The following is an 18,699-nucleotide window of genomic DNA, read 5'->3' as shown; positions in this document are numbered from 1 at the left end:
ATGATCTACCACGAACCGACCCTGACGGCACTGACAGAGCCGATACAGCCGACCACGATCTCCCCGACTGCTCGGATCGCGGTCTACGGCTGCGCACCCGACGAGAAGATGCTCTTCGAGTCGCTGGCACCCGTGCTCGGCGTCTCCCTGACCACCACGCTCGAGGAGGTCGCTGCGGACAATGCCGAGCTGGCCCGCGGAAACCGGTGTGTCAGCGTGAGCCATAAGACGCCGATATCGAACGAGACGCTCCTGGCTCTGAAAAGGGCAGGGGTCCGATATGTCTCGACGCGAAGCGTGGGGTTCAATCATGTCGACGTCGATTTCGCGGCGAGCATCGGCATGACGGTCGGAAACGTCGCCTATTCACCTGACTCGGTCGCCGACTACACCTTGATGCTGATGCTGATGTCGCTGCGCGGCGCCAAGAGCACGATCCGGCGATCCGACGCCCACGACTACCGCCCGGAAGCCGTACGCGGCCGCGAACTGCGCGACCTGACCGTCGGCGTGGTCGGCACCGGCCGGATCGGCGCAGCCGTCATCGACCGGCTGCGGGGCTTCGGCTGCGAGGTGCTCGCTCATGACATCCGGCCCCGCCCCGCGACCGCGGAGGTCGAGCACGTCGACCTCGACACCCTCGTCGAGCGCAGCGACGTCATCACGCTCCACGCGCCGCTCAGCGAGGAGTCGCACCATCTTCTCGACCGGCGGCGCATCGCCCGGATGCGCCCCGGCGCCTACGTCATCAACACCGGCCGCGGGGCGCTCATCGAGACGCCGGCGCTCGTCACGGCCCTCGAAGAGGGCCGGCTCGGCGGTGCGGCGCTGGACGTCGTCGAGGGCGAGGAAGGCATCTTCTATGCCGACCTGAGGGGACGCGAGATCCCCAACAGGTGGCTGGCGCGGCTCCAAGAGATGCCGAACGTGCTGGTCAGCCCGCATATCGCATATCTCACCGACCATGCCCTCCAGGACACGGTCGAGAACTCCATCGCGAACTGTCGTGAATTCGAAAGCAGGTTTCAGCATGTCTGAGTCCAAGATGTCCAAGTCCTCCAGGCTCAAGGTCGGCGTCATCTTCGGTGGCGTCTTCGAGGAGCACCCCGTCTCCGTGAAGTCGGCCCAGGAGGTCGCGAGGCACCTCGACGCCGACAAGTACGAGGCGTACTGGATCGGCATCACCAAGAGCGGCGACTGGCGCCTGTGCGACGGACCCGAGGTGAGCTGGGAGGACGGCGCGCACCGTCCGGTCGTGCTCTCCCCCGACCGCAGCGTCCACGGGCTGCTCGTCCTCGGCCAAGGCAACGACGCAGGCAAGTACGAGGCGATCCGGCTCGATGTCGTGCTGCCGGTCCTGCACGGCAAGCTCGGTGAGGACGGCGCGATCCAGGGACTCTTCGAGCTCTCCGGGATCCCCTACGTCGGCTGCGACGTGCAGAGCTCGGCGCTGTGCATGGACAAGTCGCTGGCCTACATGGTCGCCGGCGAGGCAGGGATCCCGACGCCGAACTTCTGGGTCCTCGGCCCCGATGACACTGTGCAGACCATCGGCGACCCCGCCGCACTCCCCTATCCGGTCTTCGTGAAGCCGGCCCGATCCGGGTCGTCCTTCGGGGTCAGCAAGGTGACCTCGGCCGAGGAGCTGGCCGAGGCGGTGGCGACCGCGCGGCAGTACGACGACAAGGTGCTCATCGAGGAAGGCGTCGTCGCCGAGGAGATCGGCTGCGCGATCCTCGGCAACGCGTCCGATCTGGTCACCGGAGAGGTCGACCATGTCGCGCTCTCGCACAGCTTCTTCAAGATCCATCAGGAGGACGCCCCCGAGACCGGCTCGGAGAATGCGACCTTCATCGTGCCCGCCGACGTCCCTTCCGAGGCGCAGGAGCTGGTCAAGACCGAGGCTCAGCGGGTCTACCGCGCGCTCGGCTGCCGCGGTCTGGCGCGGGTCGACATGTTCCTCAAGGCCGACGGCACCGTGGTGCTCAACGAGGTCAACACGCTGCCGGGGCTCACCTCCTACAGCCGCTACCCACGGATGATGGCCGCGGCCGGGATCTCGATGACCGAGCTCCTCGACCGTACGGTCTCGCTGGCGCTGGAAGGGACGGCCCGATGAGGGACGGGTTCGCCTTCGTGGACGAGCTGGTGCCGGGCATCCGCTGGGATGCCAAGTACGCCACCTGGGACAACTTCACGGGCAAGCCCGTCGACGGCTATCTGGTGAACCGGATCGTCGGCACCCACGAGCTCTGCGCAGCGCTCACGCGGGCACGCGACGAGGCGGCAGCGCTCGGGTACGGCATCCTGCTGTGGGACGGCTACCGCCCCCAGCGCGCCGTCGACGCGTTCCTGCGTTGGGCTGAGGAGCCCTCGCCCGCGGACGACGCGCGCAAGCGGATCCACTACCCCGCGATCACCCGTCCGGAGATGTTCGAGAAGGGGTACGTCGCCACGAATTCCGGTCACAGCCGCGGCAGCACCGTCGACCTGACCCTCTTCGACCTGGCCTCCGGCGAGCGGCTGGACATGGGCGGTGACCACGACCTGATGGACGAGATCTCCCACCACGGCGCAACCGGGGTCTCCGAGGTCGCGGCACACAACCGGTCGCGGCTGTGCGAGGTGATGGAGTCGTGCGGCTTCAGCCGCTACGACAGCGAGTGGTGGCACTACTCGCTGATCGAGGAGCCCTTCCCCGACACCTACTTCGACTTCCCGGTTGGCTGACTCAGCCAGCCGTGGACCTTCGGGCGGTTCGCCTTCTTCCAGACCGAGGCGAACCGCGCCTCGGCGGTGTCAGCGGCGGCCCGCTCGACCTCGAGGAGATCGCGGACGGCGTCGTCGGGACCTGGAACCTGCCCGATCGTCTGGATCATGACTGCGGCGTCGTTGAGGTCGCCGAGGGTCGACTGGATCGACTTGGCTGCCTTCGCGAGGCGCTCGGCATGCTTGCCGAAGACCTCGCGCGACGATTCGGCGGCGTAGCGGATCCTCTTGGCCCTCTTGCGCACCTCGTGGAACTGCCGGCGCCGCTCTTCCGCGTCGTCGGTGTTCGCGGCGGCGTCGGCCGCGGCCGCCATCAGTCGCCAGTTTCGGCGGAGCCGCTTGCGCAATGCCTTCTTGCCGGGATCCGCCTCTGACCAGCGCAGACCGGCGGCGAGGGCTGCGATCAGCGCCCGGTAGCGGTCACCGTCCAGCTCTGGCAGGAGCCGGGCCCTCCCCTGGATCTGGCGCTCGGCGAGCGCCGCCCGCAGCGCATCGACGCCGGACGGCCCCGGACCGTGCTCGGCCGCCCATCGACGGAGCCGCTTGCGGAGCACCTCTGCGTCGCGTACGTCTCCGAGGAGGGCGCCGAGCCACTTCAGCTCCGCCCGGAGCGGCTCGGTCCGCTCCGCATCGAGGAAGGGGCGGTAGGTCGCCAGAGCGCTGCGCAGCCTGCGTACGGTCACCCGCATCTGGTGGACCGAGTCGTCCTCGTCACGCAGCACGAGCCGGCCCCAGCGGTGGAGCGCGGCCACCTGGTCGCGCCACCACTGTCCGACCGGCTCGTGTGGATGCCTCATCCCTACAATTTTACCGTGCGACGGCTTCCACGTCACGCGTGGTTGTCTCGGCCGCCTCCACCTCCGTGCTGCGCTTCTCGCGGTGCGGGAGCAGGGTGAGGAGCAGGCCGGTCCCGGCCCAGCAGGCGAGGACGATCAGCGGCATGGCGGTCCCCGCACCGTCGAAGAAGGAGAAGCCGCGCAGCGCCGACCCGGCCGCTCCCGGCGGCATCAGCTGGCCGAGCCATCCGAACGGCACCATCTCCGGCGCGGAGGTGATCCCGGAGATCGGGTTGCCGACCAGCAGGATGAGCAGCGCCACGATGCCGACACCGGCCGGGCCGATGAGGTGGCGCAGGCCGATGATCGGGAGCGCGACCGCCAGGATGCCGAGGGCGACGACGCCGGCGTTGGCCAGGTAGCTGCCCTCCAGAGCGCCCAGCCAACTCTGGACGACGCCGGTCATCGCCAGACCGCCACCGATCGCGATCAGGAACGCGGCCGCGACCCGGTCTCGGGTGCGGGTCAGCACCAGCGAGGTGATGGCTCCGGCCATGATGCCGCCGATGACCAGCGGCAGCGCGGCCGCGCCGAAGACGATTCCGCGCGGGTCGTCCTCCGCACTCGGCACGAGGTCGGTGACCGTGGGCTGGGCGCCGGACTCGGCACCCATGGCGGTGGCCATCTGGGTGAGCTGTTGCGCGACGTTGGCGCTGGCTGCGGAGGCGACCAGGACCTCTTGGCCTTCAGAGCCGACGAGGATCGCGCCGTACGCCTCCCGGCCCTCGATCGCCTCGACCGCAGCGTCGCGGTCGGCGACCCCGGTGACCTCGAAGGCGTCCTCCCCCGCGGTGGTGGCGAGCTGGGTCTCGATCTGGGTGACCGCGGCCTCGGGGCCGGCCACGACCAGCGGTAGCGACCTGGGCTCCATCTCGCTGGCGGGCCAGGCGAACGCGGAGATGAGCAAGGTGAGCAGGGTGACGAGGCCGAGGCTGATCCCGATCACGGCTTTCACTGACTTGGACATGGCGATTCCTTAAAAACGAATGTTCATTTTCTTTGAGGGTCACTCTCCTCCTCCCCTGCGGGTTTATCAAGAACGAGCGTTCGTTTTCTTTTGAGGTACGCTTCGTCACATGCCCAAGGTCAGCGACGAGCACCGCACCGAGAAACGCCAGCAGATCATCGCGGCGACGTTGCGCTGCGTGGAGCGCGACGGCTTCCACAAGACGACGATGGCCGCCGTGGTCAAGGAGTCCGGCCTGTCCGCCGGCTCGGTCTACACCTACTTCCGCGGGAAGCACGAGATCATCCACGCGATCGCCTCGTCCGGGGTGACCGGCCTCAAGGACGCGATCAACGGCCTCGTCGCCGCGGCCAGCTCGGGTGCGGCCCCTCCCCCGCCCGCGCGGGCGATCGAGACCGCGACCCAGCACATCCTGGACCTATCCGAGGAGCTCGGCATCAATCTGCCTCGGATCGCTCTGCAGACCTGGGCCGAGGCCGCCTCGGACCCCGAGTTCCTCGCGCTGATGGCCCCCGAGGCGCGCGGCATCCGCGCCGCATGGCGGAGCTACGCCGAAGCCGCCATCGAAGCGGGGCAGTTCCGCAAGGACGCGGATCCCGAGAAGATCGCGATGGTGCTCACCGGCCTGCTCCCGGGCTACATCCTGCAGCTGGTCGTGATCGGCGACGTGACTCCGAAGGCCTATGCGGCGGGGCTTACGGACCTGCTCGGCCGATAGCTCGCCCGGCGGGCAGATCTACGAGGCCCGCTGGTGGGTGGACTACACGCGTCGAGCCCAGCGAGCGACCCAGTAGCGCACCCCGTACGGGTCGGCGTCGTAGTCGATCGCCACCGTGTCGACCCCACGCAGGAGGTCGGCCGATTCCACGATCGGATCGACGTCGGCCCACAGGTCAGCGGCCAGCCCGCGATCCAGCGCGCCCAGCGCGTCGGCGTCGGGCTTCGCCAACGACCTGCCGAGCAGCTCATCGAACCCGGCGGCCCGCGGGTCGAGGTGACCGGGAGCCTTCTCGCTGCGACGGGCCGAACCGTTGCCGACGATGAGGTGCGCAGCCGCCGCGCTGCTCGTCGGAGCCGCACCGACCTCGGCCAGCAGCGCGGTGGCCACCCGGGCGCCCTGCGCACCGGCGACGACGCGTACGTCCTCGCCCAGCCACGCCACGGCCGCCAGACAGGCGGAGCGGAGCTCCTCGACGGGGTCGTCGAGCGAGGCGTACTCCGGCAGCAGAGCCAGGCATCCCGGAACGAGCGCCACCCGTGTCACTGCAGCCCCCTGATCGCTCGCGCCGGACGCCGACGTCCGGCGATCGTCCAGACCATGTCGACGGTCTGCCGGGTCTCCGGCACCTGGTGGACGCGGTAGATGCGGGCGCCGGCCAGCGCGCAGACCGACGTCGCGGCCAAGGTGCCGATGAGTCGCTCGCCGACCGGTTGGTCGAGCGTCTCCCCGACGAAGTCCTTGTTGGAGAGGGAGACCAGCACCGGCCAGCCGGTTTCGACCATCTCCCCGAGCCGGCGGGTGATCTCGAGGGAGTGGAAGGTGTTCTTCCCGAAGTCGTGGGCCGGGTCGATCACGATCGACTCCTTGGCGACCCCGGCGTCGAGAGCACGCTGGGCGTAGCCGAGCGTCGAGTCGATCGCGTCGCGGACCACGTCGTCGTACTCGATCCGATAGGGCCGGGTCCGCGGCGTCACGCCACCCGTGTGAGTGCAGACGATCGCGGCGCCATGGGCAGCGGCGACGTCGACGAGCTCAGGATCCGCGCCGCCCCAGGCGTCGTTGATCAGGTCGGCGCCGGCGGCACACACCGCATCGCCGACCTCGGCGCGCCAGGTGTCCACCGAGATGACCAGCGCCGGGAACTCCTCCCGCACGCGGGCGACGAAGTCGACCACCCGGGCCTTCTCCTCCGCGGCGCCGATCTCGGCCCCCGGCGCCGCCTTGATCCCGCCGATGTCGACGATCTCCGCGCCTTGCGACGCCACCAGACGTACGCGATCGAAGGCCGCGTCCTCGGCCCAGGTCGCTCCCTTGTCGAAGAACGAGTCCGGGGTGCGGTTGACGATCGCCATCATCAGCGCTTCACCATCACCGAAGTCGTGTCGTCCGAGGCGCAGCATCAGGAGAGGATACCGCCCGACCCATCGCGGAGCGGCGGCCGCTCCAGGAGGCTCACGGACCGCTCCATGACCTTGGTGGAGCCGTCGATCGGGATGTACTGCCGCATCTCGACGTCATCGCCTGCCGGGCCGGTGCCGAGACGGCGCGACATCATGCCCACGATCTGCGTCGCCATCAGACCGAGATCGAAAAGATCCTGGTGGCTGTGGGCGCGTTGGCCGAGGTCGACCTGAGCGATCGCGTCCATCCCACGCGTGTCCAGCGTGTCGACGAGAGCGGCGAGCTCGACCCCGTAGCCGACAGGGACAGGCAGCCTCTCGAACAGCGAGCGTCGGATCGACCACTCCCCCGCCAGCGGCTGGATCAGGTCTCGCAGCGGCCGGCGGTGCAGGGCCAGCAGCGGGCGGGCGACGAGCTCGGTGACTCGACCGCCGTCGAGACCGTGCTCCCCCGGCCGCCGGTAGAAGCCCTTGACCAGCTCGATCCTCGGATTGTTGAGAAGAGGACCCACGAGACCTCGTACGAAGTGGGTGTCCCACTCCGTCAGGTCGGCGTCCATGAAGACGATGAGCTCACCGGTCGTCACGAACTGCGACTTCCACATCGCCTCGCCCTTGCCGGGGTAGGAGCCGAGATCGGGCCGGATCGCGGCCGAGGCGTAGACGGCTGCACCGGCGTCCGAGGCGATCCGCGCGGTGTCGTCGGAGGAGTCGGAGTCGATGACGACGAGCTCATCGACCAGGTCGGCGGTCTCCATCAGACTGGTGCGCAGCTTGCTGACCAGGTCGCCCACGGTCGCGGCCTCGTTGCGCGCTGGGACCACGAGGCTGACCCGCTGCCCCCGCTTGGCCTCGATGAGCTCGGCGAGCGACCAGTCGTCCCAGTGATGGGTGTTGCGCTCGGACCAGGACATGACCAAACCCTATCGACGGTGAACACGGACATCCGACCGATACCCGGTCCGTACGGTTTCCCGTCCTCCGTCAGTCGCCTTCCGGACGCTGCCGGGACGCCCGCCTGTCCACTACGCGACGACGAAGCCGCGCTGCTTGTCGACGACGTTCGGCAACGGTCGACCGCTCAGCCAACGCTGGGCACTGTCGACGAACTGGTCCGCCAGGGCCTCCCGCCAGCCCGTGTAGTCACCGGACATGTGCGCCGAGACCGCGACCCCCGGCATCGTCCACAGCGGACTCTCGGCGGGGAGCGGCTCGACCTCGAAGACGTCGAGCGAGGCGGCCGCGAGCGGACCGTCGCCGAGCGCGGCGACGAGCGCTCTCTCATCGACGATCGCCCCGCGCCCGACGTTGACCAGATGACTTCCTGGCTTCATCGCCGCGAGCACGTCCTTGCTGATCAGACCGCGGGTCTCCGGAGTCAACGGCGCGGCGAGGACCACGTGGTCCGCCCAACCCACGTGCGAGACCAGGTCGGCGCTCGCGACGATCTCGCCGAAGTCGGGGTCACCGCCGCGGGCGGTGCGGCCGGCACCGCGTACGTCCATCCCGACCGCACGCAGCAACCGAGCCGTCTCGCGACCGATCGAGCCGACGCCGACCACGAGCGCGGTCTGGGCGCTGATCAGCCTGGTCTCGCGGCGATGCCACCGGCGGGCCGCCTGCAGGTCGTGGCTGACGTGGATGCCCTTGGCCACGGCCAGGATCGAGCCGAGCACGAACTCCGCCATCGCCCGGTCGAAGATGCCGCGGGCGTTGGTGACGACCACCTCGGAGTCGACCAGCTCCGGGAAGAGCAGCTTGTCGACCCCGGCCGCGGCGACGTGTACCCAACGCAGCGAGCCGCCGCTCGGCCAGGCGTCGCGGACCGCATCGGAGAAGTAGTCCCACAGCAGCAGCGCGTCGGCTCCCTCGAGCGCGTCGGCCAGACCCGCGGCATCGGTGTAGGTGAGCTCGGCGTCGTCCTCGAGCAGCTCCATCCCGCGGGGCCTGACGCCGTCGGGTGGACAGAGGATCGCGATCGCGGGGCGCCGGGACGTCTCCAAGGAATTCTCCGTCACGCTCGCTGTCTCGGCAATGGTTCGGGACCACGGTAGGAGGGCTGGTTGCAGATCGTCAACAATCCTGACGAGCCGTGCGACTCGCCGGGGTGCCCCTACCCCTACCCGGGCTCAGAGCCCTCTTCGGGTAGCGTGCTGGCTTTACTTAAACCATCCGTCACACCCTGTGCCACCTTCAGCGCTCCCTCACCAGAGCGCAGAGACAGCGCTGACGTGGCGCACATTGTTGACAACCCTACGGTCGACACTTTGGGTCAAACGCGGTCCCCAGCCATCAATCACACCGATAGGTGAGAAGAAATGTCAGGAACCTCAACCATCCCCTCCGACGAGGCAAAACCCGATAGATCAAAGCTCCGCAGAGCGATAACCGGTTCCGCGGTCGGCAATGCGACAGAGTGGTTCGACTACGGCGCCTTCGCCTATGTGGCGACCGAGATCACCGCCAACTTCTTCCCCGAGCAAGGCTTCGCCGGCACGGCTCTGACCTTCGCGATCTCGTTCATCCTGCGTCCGCTCGGCGGCATCTTCTGGGGCCCGCTCGGCGACCGCATCGGGCGCCAGCGCGTCCTGGCGATGACCATCGTCCTGATGGCGGCTGCCACGTTCTGTGTCGGTCTGCTCCCGACGTACGACTCGATCGGCATCTGGGCCATCGTCCTGCTCGTGCTGCTCCGGGTGATCCAGGGATTCTCGACCGGCGGCGAGTACGGCGGCGCAGCGACCTACATGGCCGAGGTCGCCCCCGACAAGAAGCGCGGGTTCTACGGCAGCTTCCTGGAGTTCGGCACGATCGTCGGGTTCACCGCCGCCATCGCCGTCGTCTTCGCCACCGAGTCGATCATCGGCCAGGACGCCATGACCGAGTGGGGCTGGCGCATCCCGTTCCTGATCGGTGGTCCGATCGGCCTCGTCGGTCTCTACATCCGGACCAAGCTCGAGGAGACGCCGGTCTTCCAGGAGCTCGAGACGCAGGACGCCGTCGAGGGCGGCGCCGGAGCCGCACTGAAGGATCTCTTCGCGCTTTTCTGGAAGCCCATCCTCACCCTGATCGGCCTGGTCGCCGCGCTCAACATCGCCAACTACACGCTGCTCGCCTACATGGCGACCTACCTGCAGGAGGAGGCCGGCTTCAACAGCACCGACGCCGACCTCCTCGTCATCTTCGGACAGGTCGCGATGCTGCTCTTCCTGCCGATCGCCGGTGCGCTCTCGGACAAGGTGGGCCGCAAGCCGATGTGGGGCGGCTCCTTCATCGGACTGATCGTGCTCTCGGTCCCGATGTTCCTGCTGATCGGTCAGGGCTTCTGGCCGGCAGTCATCGGGTTCACCGTGCTGGGCATCGTCTACGTCGCCCAGCTGGCGACCATCTCCGCCACCTTCCCGGCGATGTTCCCCTCGCAGGTGCGCTACGGCGGCATGGCGATCGGCTACAACATCTCCACCGCTGCCTTCGGTGGCACGGCGTTGTACGTCAACAACGCTCTGATCGGCGCCACCGGCGACGTACTGATGCCGGCCTACTACATGATCGCGGGATCCGTGATCGGCCTGATCACGCTCTTCTTCGTGGTCGAGACTGCGGGCAAGTCGATCCGGGGCACCGAGATCCCGGGGACGCCGGAGTCCGAGGCGGAGCTCGCTGAGCTGGACAGGACCGTCTGACCGGGGACACCGACGGGCGGGCCGGGCACCTCACACGTGCTCGGCCCGCCCGCCAGCGCTACGGCTAGCCTCGCGTCACATCGCGATCCCGACGTACTTGGTCTCGAGGTACTCCTCGATCCCGGCGCGCCCGCCCTCTCGCCCCAGACCCGAGGCCTTCACGCCGCCGAAGGGCGCGGCCGGGTTGGAGACGACGCCCTGGTTGAGCCCGACCATGCCGGACTCGAGCGCCTCGGCGACCCGCAGCCCACGGCGCAGGTCGTTGGTGAAGACGTAGTTCACCAGGCCGAACTCGGTGTCGTTGACGGCCGCGACCACCTCGTCCTCGGTGTCGAACGACGTCAACGGCGCGACCGGGCCGAAGATCTCCTCGCTGGCCATCCGCGCGGTGACGGGTACGCCGGTGAGCACGGTCGGCGGGTAGAAGTAGCCCGGCCCGTCGGGAGCCGTGCCGCCGGTCAGCACCCGCGCGCCGCCGGCCACCGCGTCGTCCACGAGGCTCTGCACCTTCTCCCGGGCCTTCTCGTCGATGAGAGGCCCGACGCGTACGCCGTCCTCGACCCCGCGACCGACGGGCAGCTCCGACATCGCCTTGGCGAGCCGCTCCCCGAACTCGTCGATGACCGAGCGCTGCACGAAGATCCGGTTGGCGGCCGTGCACGCCTCGCCCGTGTTGCGCATCTTCGCCGCCATCGCACCCGCGACCGCCTCGTCGATGTCAGCGTCCTCGAAGACGACGAATCCGGCGTTGCCGCCGAGCTCCATGGACGTACGCAGCACCTGCTCGGCGCTCTGGGCGAGCAGCGTCCGACCGACGCCGGTGGAGCCGGTGAAGGAGAGCTTGCGGATCACTCCGGAGGTCAGCAGCGGCTCGGTGATCTCGCCAGGCCGGGTGGTCGGCAGAATGTTGACGACCCCATCGGGCACGCCGGCCTCGCGCAGGACCTCGCCCAGCGCCAGCATCGAGAGCGGCGTCTGCTGGGCGGGCTTGGTGATGCTCGTGCAACCGGCCGCGATCGCCGGTCCGAGCTTGCGGGTCCCCATCGCCATCGGGAAGTTCCACGGCGTGATCAGCAGCGCGGGACCGACCGGCTGCTTCGTGATCAGGAATCGGGAACCACCGGCGGGGGCGGTCTGGTAGCCGCCGTCGATCCGCACCGCCTCCTCGGCGAAGTGGCGGAAGAACTCAGCGGCGTACGCGATCTCGCCCTTCGACTCGGCCAGCGGCTTGCCCATCTCCAGCGTCATCAGCAGCGCGAGGTCCTCGATCCGCTCGTGCAGCAGATCGAAGGCGGACATGAGCATGTCCGCCCGGGCTCGCGGCGCCGTCGCGGCGAACTCCTTCTGGGCGGCTGCCGCGGCCTCGAGCGCACGCCGGCCGTCCTCGGGGGTCGCGTCGGCGACGGCGCACAGCGCCTCTCCTGTCGAGGGGTCGAAGACGTCGAAGGTGCCACCGTCGCTCGCATCTGCCCACTGACCGGCGACCAGGAGCCCCTTCGGCACCTCGGCCACGACCCTTGCCTCGTTCGGGTTTCCGCTCATCGCGCATCAGCCTCCAAGGTCAGGCGTTCGACTGTCCTTGCTGACAGTCGTCGAACGTTTGCCTACAGTAGTAGCCGGTCGGATTGTCGAGGATCAACAGGAGCGCGAACCACGAGATGAGCGACGACCTCGAGCGACTCCTTCGCTGGCAGGAGGCCGGCGCGACCTGGGAGCCGATCTGGCCCCGCGCCGGCGAGGTGACCATCGTGCTGTGCACCTGCGACAGCGGTGAAGAGGTCGACCGCTACACCTCGGCCGCCGCCGACCTCCTCGACTACGTGAGCGACCCGAGACGCGCCGAGCGGTGATAACCAGTTGCCCGCGGCCTCGGCCCATCTAGATGATGGGCCGATGACCCTGACCGAGGTGTGGCCGCTCTTCGGCCTGGTGATCCGGACCCCGCGACTGGAGCTGCGGCTGCCGAACGACGACGAGCTCGCGCGCCTGGCCCAGGTCGCCGCGGACGGGGTGCACGAGCCGACAGATCGGCCGTTCCTGACCCCGTGGGCCGAACGGCCACCTCTGGAGCGGGCGCGCCACGTGCTGCGCGGCGCCTGGGCGAGCCGGGGCGAGTGGGCGCCGGAGGACTGGAGCCTGGGACTGACGGTCTTCAGTGACGGCGAGCCGCTCGGCGTCGTCTGGGTCTCGGCGACCGAGTTCGCCGACCGATGCGAGGTGAGCACCACCTCCTGGCTCGGACTGCCTCACCACCGCCGGGGCTTCGGCACGGAAGCCCGCCTCGGTGCCCTCACCCTGGCCTTCGACCACCTCGGGGCCGCCTACGCCACCTCCGAGGCGTTCCCGGACAACGCCGCCTCCGTGGGGGTCTCCACCAGGCTCGGCTACCAGCCCGACGGGATCTCCCGCGACGTGCGCGACGGCGAGGTGCTCGTCTCCCACCGGCTCCGGCTCGACCGGGAACGATGGGAGCGCAACGACCGCACCGGCATCGAGGTCAGCGACCTGGAGCCGTGCCTGACCATGTTCGGGGTGGGGTAGACGGGCTCGGCACAGGAAGCAGCACGACGCCGGCCGCAGGTGTTCCTGACGCGGACCTACCGGCTCAGCAGCCCGGCGATCGCACCGAGCCCGGCGAGGCCGGTGTCGCGGACCGCGACCATCGGCCCGTTGTCGACCTGGCCGAGCGCGCCGACCATCCGCGAGGCCATCACCAGGCGCTGGGTCGCCGGCCGCCGGGTGCGGTCGTAGGCGACCACCGCGCTCTCGACCCGGGCATGACCGGCGACCTGGGCGGCCAGCACGGCCGCGTCCTCGATCGCCGCGCACGCACCTTGGCCGAGGTTGGGGGTCGTCGCGTGCGCGGCATCCCCCAGGAGCACGACTCGACCGTGGTCGAACCGTTTCAGCGGCAGCCGCAGGTCACAGATGTCGCCGCGGAGGACGGCGCTCGGCGGCGTCGCCGCCAACAGCTGCGGGATCGGATCGTGCCAGTCGCCGACCAGCGCGGTGACCTCGGCGTGATGGTCTCCGCCGCTCTCCCCCGCCGGCCGGTTGGCGGTCGCGAACCAGTAGATCCGACCGTCCACCAGCGGGGCATAGCCGACACGGATCCCGGTCCCCCAGGTCTCCCCACCCGTGCTCGAGGCTGCGCCCGGGACCGGCTCCGCGGTGACCCCGCGGTAGGCGGTGTAGCCGGCATGACGTACGTCTTCACGTCCGTGCAGCTCGTTCCTGAGCGTGCTGCGGATCCCGTCGGCGGCGACCACCAGGTCGGCCGGGCCGTGGGGGCCGGCCTCATCGAGATCGTCCAGGCCGGTGACGGTCACCCCGGTGCGTACCTCGACCCCGTCGCGCTCTGCCAGCGCACCCACCAGTGCCTCGTGCAGCTTGGCCCGGTGCACCATGACCGGGGTCCGCTCGACGGCGTCGGGGCTCACCTTCGCCAGCCAGCGCCCGTCGGGTCGCCGCAGCCCGGCCTGGATCGCCGGCCGGGTCCCGTCCGCGAGGCGGTCCGCGACCCCGAGGTCGGCGAGGATCCGCCACGCCCGTGGCCAGATCGAGAGGCCGGCACCGACCTCGCCCAGCTCCGGCGCACGCTCCAGCACGGTCACCTGCCACCCGACCCGCGACAGCGCGAGCGCCGCCGTGAGCCCGCCGATCCCCGCACCGACCACCAGAGCACGCCGTCCCGCTGAGCTGTTCACGCCTCGAACCTAGCGAACCCCGCCGACCTGAGTACCCGCGCTCATGTGTCCCGGGCCCCCGATCCGGCAGGCTGAAGACATGAAGCTCCTCGTACGCCTCGCCGCGATCGTCGGCGGCAGCCTCCTCTACTCGATCGTGCTCAACCTCTTCCCGAGCGAGGATGCCAACATCGGCGCCGGCCTGCTCTACTTCGGGCTCCTGCTCGTCGTATCGGCGCTCTGGGGGCTGTGGGACGGCCACCACTCGGAGACCCTCCCGCCGGTGTTCGTACGCTGGACGGTGGTGGCCATCGTGACCGGTCTCGTATTTCCGATCCGTATCTGGTCGGTGGAGGGCCTCGACTTCGATGTCCTGTGGAGCGACCTGGCGAACCTCTCGCCCTTCGTGGCGGGGCTGGTGCTCGCGCCCGCGGCGGTGGGGATCGCCGTCGGGTACGTCCTAGGCTCTCCCCGAAAGCAGTCGATCCAGGAGGAACCCAGATGACCACCTTCCGTGAGGCGATCGAGGCCAAGGACATGGACGCCGTGGAGGCGATGCTCGCCGAGGACGTCGTGTTCACCAGCCCGGTCGCGTTCAAGCCCTATCCCGGCCGGGCGATCACCGCCGCGATCCTGCGCGCCGTCGTGAGGGTGTTCGAGGACTTCACCTACGTCCGCGAGATCCACGACGGCGCTCACCACGCCTACGAGTTCACCGCCAAGGTCGACGGCCTCGAGCTCAACGGTTGCGACTTCCTCACCTACGACGAGGACGGCCGGATCGTCGACTTCAAGGTGATGGTCCGCCCGCTGCGTGCCGCCGAGGCTCTCGCCGCCCGGATGGGCGCGCAGTTCGAGGAGATCAAGGCTGACGCCTCAGCAGGCTGAGGCGTTCAGCCGACGAACCCCTCTTCGCGCAGGTAGTCCCAGGCGACCTCGGCGGGGTCACGTCCCTCCACGTCGACCTCCGCGTTGAGCCCCGAGATCACCTCGTTGGTAAGCGCCGCGGACAGCGGCTCGAACAGATCCGCGATCTCGGGGGGCTTCTCGAGCACCTCGCCTCGTACGACCATGGAGGCGTTGTACTTCGGGAAGAAGCTGCGGTCGTCCTCGAGCGCCGTCAGGTCCAGCGCCTCGATCCGGCCGTCGGTGGTGAAGACCTCGCCGAAGGTGCACCGCCCCCTGGCGGTCGCGTCGTAGATCGCGCCGGTCTGCAGCGTACGCAGGTTGCTCCTCGGAATCCCCTCGGGGCTGCCCAGCGGCAGGCCGTAGGTCTCGAGCATGCCCTTGAGCCCGTCGGGGCGGTTGGTGAACTCCGCCTCGACACAGAACGTGCGCTCGGCGGGGGGCACCTTGCTCATCTCCGAGAGCTTCGTGATGCCGTACTTCTTCGCGCTCTCCGAGCTGATCGCCATCGTGTAGGTGTCGTTCATCGGCGTCGGCGGCAGCCAGACCAGGTTGTTCTCACGCAGATCGGCGTCGCGGGTGGCGATGTACTGCTTGCGCTCGTCCGGGATCGGGTCGGCGTTGTTGAGGTAGGTCAGCCAAGCGGTGCCCGTGTATTCCCAGCTGAGCTCCACCTGTCCGGCCAGCTGCGCCTCGCGAGCGGCCGCGCTGCCAGGGATGTTGGTGAGATCCTTGACCTCGGCGCCGGCCGACTTGAGCAGGATCACCGCCATCTTGCCGAGCAGGATCTGCTCGGTGAAGTTCTTCGAGCCGACCGAGAAGCTGGCACCATCGAGCTCGATCCCTTCCACGGGGCCGGCCAGCGGGCCGGACTTCGTGAGGCCGCCCGCGGTGCCGAGTCCGATGCTGCACCCGGACAGCGTGATCGAGACGACTGCGGCGGTGATCGCCAGGGTGAGTCGCTTGAGTCTCATCAGATCCCCTTCGGTCGGAGGACGGTCTCGAGCACGCGACCCACCCACTCGATCAGGAGCGCGAGCAGTGCGATCAACAGGGCAGCGGAGACCATGACCGGGAACCGGAAGAGGTTGATCCCCGAGGTCAGCGCGCCACCGAGGCCGCCGGCGCCGATGAAGGTCACCAGTGCCGCGGTCCCGACGACGAGCACCAGCGCGGTGCGGATGCCGGCCATGATCACCGGCAGCGCGAGCGGGAGCTCGACGCGCAAGAGGACCTGGGGTGCGGACATCCCGATGCCCCGGCCCGCCTCCACCAGGGTCGGGTCCACGCCCTGCAGCCCGGTGATGGTGTTGCGCAGCACCGGCAGCAGCCCGTAGACGACCAGCCCGAGCACGCCGGTCCAGAAGCCGAAGCCCAGCCAGATCGCCAGCAGCACGATCAGCCCGATCGCGGGTGCCGCCTGCCCGGCGTTGGCGAAGGCGACGACGGCCGGGGCGATCGCCCTGGCCCGGCCGCGGGTCAGCAGGATGCCCAGCGGAACCGCGATGACGACCACGATCGCCGAGGAGACCAGGGTGATCGCAATGTGGTCGCGCAGCTGCTCCCAGATCGCGCCCCAGGCCAGCGTGGACTCCTCGATCGAGTCCAGGTCCGCCGTCTGGCGCCAGATCACGTAACCGATGAAGAGGACGGCGACCATGATCGGCAGCACCATCAGCATCGCGGCGCTCTCGCCGCCGGCAGGTCGCAGCCGGGTGCGGCGTACGGACTTCTCGGGGGTGGCGACGGTCGGGTCCAACGTGGTCATGACCCGACCTGCCCGGTATCGGCCGTCGCTTCCTCAGCTGTCGCTTCCTCGGCAGCCACTTCGCGGGCGACCGCTCTCTCGACCGTACGCATGTGGTCGGTGACGCTCTCGAAGAAGACCACGCCGAGGTATTGGTCGCGGCTGTCGCAGACGATCCCGCCGCCGCAGCTCGAGGCGAGCATGACGTCGAGGGCGTCGTTGAGGGTCGAGCGCTGGTCGAGGGTCACCAGCTTCTCCCGGTCGCCGTCCACGATGGTGTCGTGACGGGCGAGCTCACGCTGGAACCGCCAGGCCACCGGGCGCCGACGCGAGTCGAGGATCACCACGCTGTCGTCACCCGCTGCCTTGGCGCGGGCGATCGCGTCGGCGCTGGAGTCGCCGACCGTGGCAGTGGTCGTCTGCTGCAGGTCGATGTCGCTGACGCGCGAGAGGGTGAGCTGCTTGAGCGCTGATCCGGAGCCCACGAAGTCGTCGACGAAGTCGTTGGCGGGGGCGGCGAGGATCCTCTCGGGGGTGTCGTACTGGGCGATGTGCCCGCCCTCCTGGAGGATCAGCACACGGTCGCCGAGCTTGATCGCCTCGTCGATGTCGTGGGTGACCATGACGATCGTCTTGTGCAGCTCGCGCTGGATGCCGAGCAGCTCGTCCTGGAGCCGTTGCCTGGTGATCGGGTCGACCGCGCCGAACGGCTCGTCCATCAGGATCACCGGCGGATCGGCGGCGAGCCCGCGCGCCACACCGACCCGCTGCTGCTGGCCCCCGGAGAGCTCACGCGGGTAGCGATCGCGATAGCGGTCGGGCTCGAGGCCGACCAGGTCGAGCAGCTCGTCGACGCGCTCGGCGATCCGGGACTTGCTCCAGCCCAGCAGCCTGGGCACGATCGCGATGTTGGTCGCGACGGTCATGTGCGGGAAGAGCGAGCCGCCCTGGATGACGTAGCCGATGTGGCGGCGCAGCTCGTCGGAGCCGCGGCCCGAGATGTCCTCGCCACCGAGCCTGATGGTGCCGGAGGTGGGCTTGATCAGCCGGTTGATCATCTTCAGCGAGGTCGTCTTGCCGCATCCCGACGGCCCGACGAACATGACCATCTCGCCGGCCGGCACGGTCAGGCTCAGCGAGTCGACGGCGGCCGCCTTCTGGCCTGGATACCGCTTCGTCACCCCGTCGAGCTCGATCTCGATGCCGCTGACGTCGCTGGCCGGGTGGTTGGGTGTGGTGGTCATCAGACTCGGATTCCCTTCGGAATTGTCACGCGCCCGACGAGCACGAGCAGCAGGTCGAGGATCAGCGCCAGCAGGACGACGCCGAGCGTCCCGACCAGCGCGTAGTTGAGGGCGTTCTTGCCGCCGATCTGGGCAAGGCCGGTGAAGATGTAGCTCCCCAGTCCGGGGCCGAGAACGTACGCCGCGATCGCCGCGATGCCCATCGACATCTGCAGCGAGACGCGGATGCCGGCGAGGATCACCGGCCAGGCGAGCGGGAGGCGTACGCGGGCCATGACCGCGGCCTCCCCCATGCCCATGCCGCGGGCCGATTCGAGCAGCACCGACTCGACCCCCTGGAGGCCGACCACCGCGTTGCGCAGGATCGGCAGCACGGCGTAGAAGCACACGCAGATGAAGGCTGTGGTGCTACCGATGCCCGTGGCCGGCATCAGCAGCCCGACCAACGCGAAGCCGGGGATGGTCAGACCGATGGCGCTGAGCATGTTGGTGACACCGCCCAGGCGCGGGACCTTGGTGACCAGCATCGCGAGAAGGACCGCGATGAAAGTGGCCGCGACGACGGCGAGCACCACCAGGTAGACGTGTTGAAAACCGTCGTAAAGGATCTGTCTATGTCGTTCCGCGATGAAGTCCCACACGTCCTCGAAACACCTCCACGACCATTTCGTCTCACGTTCGAAAGTCCGCTACCACCCAACCACATCTTTACCCTCATCCGACCGACGGGTCGTTGGAGA

Annotated in this window: 21 protein-coding genes; 9 read left to right on the top strand and 12 right to left on the bottom strand. The window is 69.1% G+C overall.

Annotated features, from left to right (window positions below; translation table 11 throughout):
* Positions 1 to 108: 108 nt before the first annotated feature.
* From ABZZ22_RS14690 to vanX, 3 genes are read left to right on the top strand one after another with little or no spacing between them, the layout of a single operon-like run.
* Entirely contained in the window at positions 109 to 1,038 is a 930-nt protein-coding gene (locus ABZZ22_RS14690) for a D-isomer specific 2-hydroxyacid dehydrogenase family protein (protein WP_354932564.1), read from the top strand.
* A gap of 7 nt (positions 1,039 to 1,045) precedes the next feature.
* Positions 1,046 to 2,119, top strand: a complete 1,074-nt coding sequence (gene vanA / locus ABZZ22_RS14685) for a D-alanine--(R)-lactate ligase (RefSeq protein ID WP_354932562.1) — start codon at positions 1,046 to 1,048, stop codon at positions 2,117 to 2,119.
* On the top strand, positions 2,116 to 2,730 hold the full coding sequence (gene vanX / locus ABZZ22_RS14680; protein WP_354932520.1) for a D-Ala-D-Ala dipeptidase VanX: 615 nt from the start codon (positions 2,116 to 2,118) through the stop codon (positions 2,728 to 2,730). The genes vanA and vanX overlap by 4 nt, the downstream gene beginning before the upstream one ends.
* Here the strand turns inward: vanX and ABZZ22_RS14675 are convergent.
* Positions 2,706 to 3,566 (bottom strand): CHAD domain-containing protein, encoded by an 861-nt coding sequence (locus ABZZ22_RS14675; protein ID WP_354932518.1) that lies wholly within the window; start codon positions 3,564 to 3,566, stop codon positions 2,706 to 2,708. The genes vanX and ABZZ22_RS14675 overlap by 25 nt on opposite strands.
* Before the next feature lie 10 nt (positions 3,567 to 3,576).
* Entirely contained in the window at positions 3,577 to 4,572 is a 996-nt protein-coding gene (locus ABZZ22_RS14670; protein WP_354932516.1) for a hypothetical protein, read from the bottom strand.
* Between the two features lie 109 nt (positions 4,573 to 4,681).
* On the opposite strand from ABZZ22_RS14670, the gene ABZZ22_RS14665 reads away from it, so the two are divergent.
* Complete coding sequence (locus ABZZ22_RS14665; protein WP_354932514.1) at positions 4,682 to 5,290, top strand: TetR/AcrR family transcriptional regulator; 609 nt, start codon at positions 4,682 to 4,684, stop codon at positions 5,288 to 5,290.
* A gap of 42 nt (positions 5,291 to 5,332) precedes the next feature.
* On the opposite strand, the gene ABZZ22_RS14660 is transcribed toward ABZZ22_RS14665, so the two are convergent.
* The 4 genes from ABZZ22_RS14660 to ABZZ22_RS14645 form a co-directional block, all read right to left on the bottom strand.
* The gene (locus ABZZ22_RS14660) at positions 5,333 to 5,827 is read right to left on the bottom strand and encodes a hypothetical protein (RefSeq protein WP_354932512.1); all 495 of its coding nucleotides are present in this window, start codon (positions 5,825 to 5,827) and stop codon (positions 5,333 to 5,335) included.
* Positions 5,828 to 5,832: 5 nt separating this feature from the next.
* On the bottom strand, positions 5,833 to 6,693 hold the full coding sequence (gene folP / locus ABZZ22_RS14655; RefSeq protein ID WP_354932510.1) for a dihydropteroate synthase: 861 nt from the start codon (positions 6,691 to 6,693) through the stop codon (positions 5,833 to 5,835).
* Positions 6,693 to 7,607, bottom strand: coding sequence for a glucosyl-3-phosphoglycerate synthase (locus ABZZ22_RS14650; protein WP_354932508.1), 915 nt, complete (start codon positions 7,605 to 7,607; stop codon positions 6,693 to 6,695). The genes folP and ABZZ22_RS14650 overlap by 1 nt, the downstream gene beginning before the upstream one ends.
* A 111-nt stretch (positions 7,608 to 7,718) precedes the next feature.
* Positions 7,719 to 8,711 carry a D-2-hydroxyacid dehydrogenase gene (locus ABZZ22_RS14645; protein ID WP_354932506.1) on the bottom strand — a complete coding sequence of 331 codons (993 nt, stop codon included), beginning with the start codon at positions 8,709 to 8,711 and terminating at the stop codon, positions 7,719 to 7,721.
* 300 nt (positions 8,712 to 9,011) lie between these two features.
* On the opposite strand from ABZZ22_RS14645, the gene ABZZ22_RS14640 reads away from it, so the two are divergent.
* Positions 9,012 to 10,376, top strand: a complete 1,365-nt coding sequence (locus ABZZ22_RS14640) for an MFS transporter (RefSeq protein ID WP_354932504.1) — start codon at positions 9,012 to 9,014, stop codon at positions 10,374 to 10,376.
* 75 nt (positions 10,377 to 10,451) lie between these two features.
* Here the strand turns inward: ABZZ22_RS14640 and ABZZ22_RS14635 are convergent, their stop codons facing one another.
* The gene (locus tag ABZZ22_RS14635) at positions 10,452 to 11,918 is read right to left on the bottom strand and encodes an NAD-dependent succinate-semialdehyde dehydrogenase (protein WP_354932502.1); all 1,467 of its coding nucleotides are present in this window, start codon (positions 11,916 to 11,918) and stop codon (positions 10,452 to 10,454) included.
* 116 nt (positions 11,919 to 12,034) lie between these two features.
* Between ABZZ22_RS14635 and ABZZ22_RS14630 the strand changes: the two genes are divergently transcribed.
* Positions 12,035 to 12,226, top strand: coding sequence for a hypothetical protein (locus tag ABZZ22_RS14630; protein ID WP_354932500.1), 192 nt, complete (start codon positions 12,035 to 12,037; stop codon positions 12,224 to 12,226).
* 43 nt (positions 12,227 to 12,269) lie between these two features.
* A complete protein-coding gene (locus tag ABZZ22_RS14625) occupies positions 12,270 to 12,917 on the top strand; it encodes a GNAT family N-acetyltransferase (protein WP_354932498.1) in 648 nt (215 codons plus the stop codon).
* Positions 12,918 to 12,973: 56 nt separating this feature from the next.
* On the opposite strand, the gene ABZZ22_RS14620 is transcribed toward ABZZ22_RS14625, so the two are convergent.
* Positions 12,974 to 14,083 (bottom strand): FAD-dependent oxidoreductase, encoded by a 1,110-nt coding sequence (locus ABZZ22_RS14620; protein ID WP_354932496.1) that lies wholly within the window; start codon positions 14,081 to 14,083, stop codon positions 12,974 to 12,976.
* 79 nt (positions 14,084 to 14,162) lie between these two features.
* On the opposite strand from ABZZ22_RS14620, the gene ABZZ22_RS14615 reads away from it, so the two are divergent.
* Together ABZZ22_RS14615 and ABZZ22_RS14610 are read left to right on the top strand one after the other, a co-directional pair.
* Positions 14,163 to 14,567, top strand: a complete 405-nt coding sequence (locus ABZZ22_RS14615; RefSeq protein ID WP_354932494.1) for a hypothetical protein — start codon at positions 14,163 to 14,165, stop codon at positions 14,565 to 14,567.
* Positions 14,564 to 14,950, top strand: a complete 387-nt coding sequence (locus tag ABZZ22_RS14610) for a nuclear transport factor 2 family protein (protein ID WP_354932492.1) — start codon at positions 14,564 to 14,566, stop codon at positions 14,948 to 14,950. The genes ABZZ22_RS14615 and ABZZ22_RS14610 overlap by 4 nt, the downstream gene beginning before the upstream one ends.
* A gap of 5 nt (positions 14,951 to 14,955) precedes the next feature.
* Here ABZZ22_RS14610 and ABZZ22_RS14605 read toward each other — a convergent pair whose 3' ends face one another.
* From ABZZ22_RS14605 to ABZZ22_RS14590, 4 genes are read right to left on the bottom strand one after another with little or no spacing between them, the layout of a single operon-like run.
* Positions 14,956 to 15,942, bottom strand: a complete 987-nt coding sequence (locus ABZZ22_RS14605; protein ID WP_354932490.1) for a glycine betaine ABC transporter substrate-binding protein — start codon at positions 15,940 to 15,942, stop codon at positions 14,956 to 14,958.
* Entirely contained in the window at positions 15,942 to 16,736 is a 795-nt protein-coding gene (locus tag ABZZ22_RS14600; protein ID WP_354932488.1) for an ABC transporter permease, read from the bottom strand. The genes ABZZ22_RS14605 and ABZZ22_RS14600 overlap by 1 nt, the downstream gene beginning before the upstream one ends.
* Positions 16,733 to 17,959, bottom strand: coding sequence for an ABC transporter ATP-binding protein (locus ABZZ22_RS14595; protein WP_354932486.1), 1,227 nt, complete (start codon positions 17,957 to 17,959; stop codon positions 16,733 to 16,735). Before ABZZ22_RS14595 ends, ABZZ22_RS14600 begins: the two co-directional genes overlap by 4 nt.
* Complete coding sequence (locus ABZZ22_RS14590) at positions 17,959 to 18,600, bottom strand: ABC transporter permease (RefSeq protein ID WP_354932484.1); 642 nt, start codon at positions 18,598 to 18,600, stop codon at positions 17,959 to 17,961. Before ABZZ22_RS14590 ends, ABZZ22_RS14595 begins: the two co-directional genes overlap by 1 nt.
* Positions 18,601 to 18,699: the final 99 nt, after the last annotated feature.

The sequence above is a fragment of the Nocardioides sp. NPDC006273 genome (assembly GCF_040613495.1).
In the GTDB taxonomy this organism is placed as follows: domain Bacteria; phylum Actinomycetota; class Actinomycetes; order Propionibacteriales; family Nocardioidaceae; genus Nocardioides.
The sequence above is the reverse complement of the archived record's forward strand: the minus strand, read 5'-3'. Positions and strand labels throughout refer to the sequence as shown.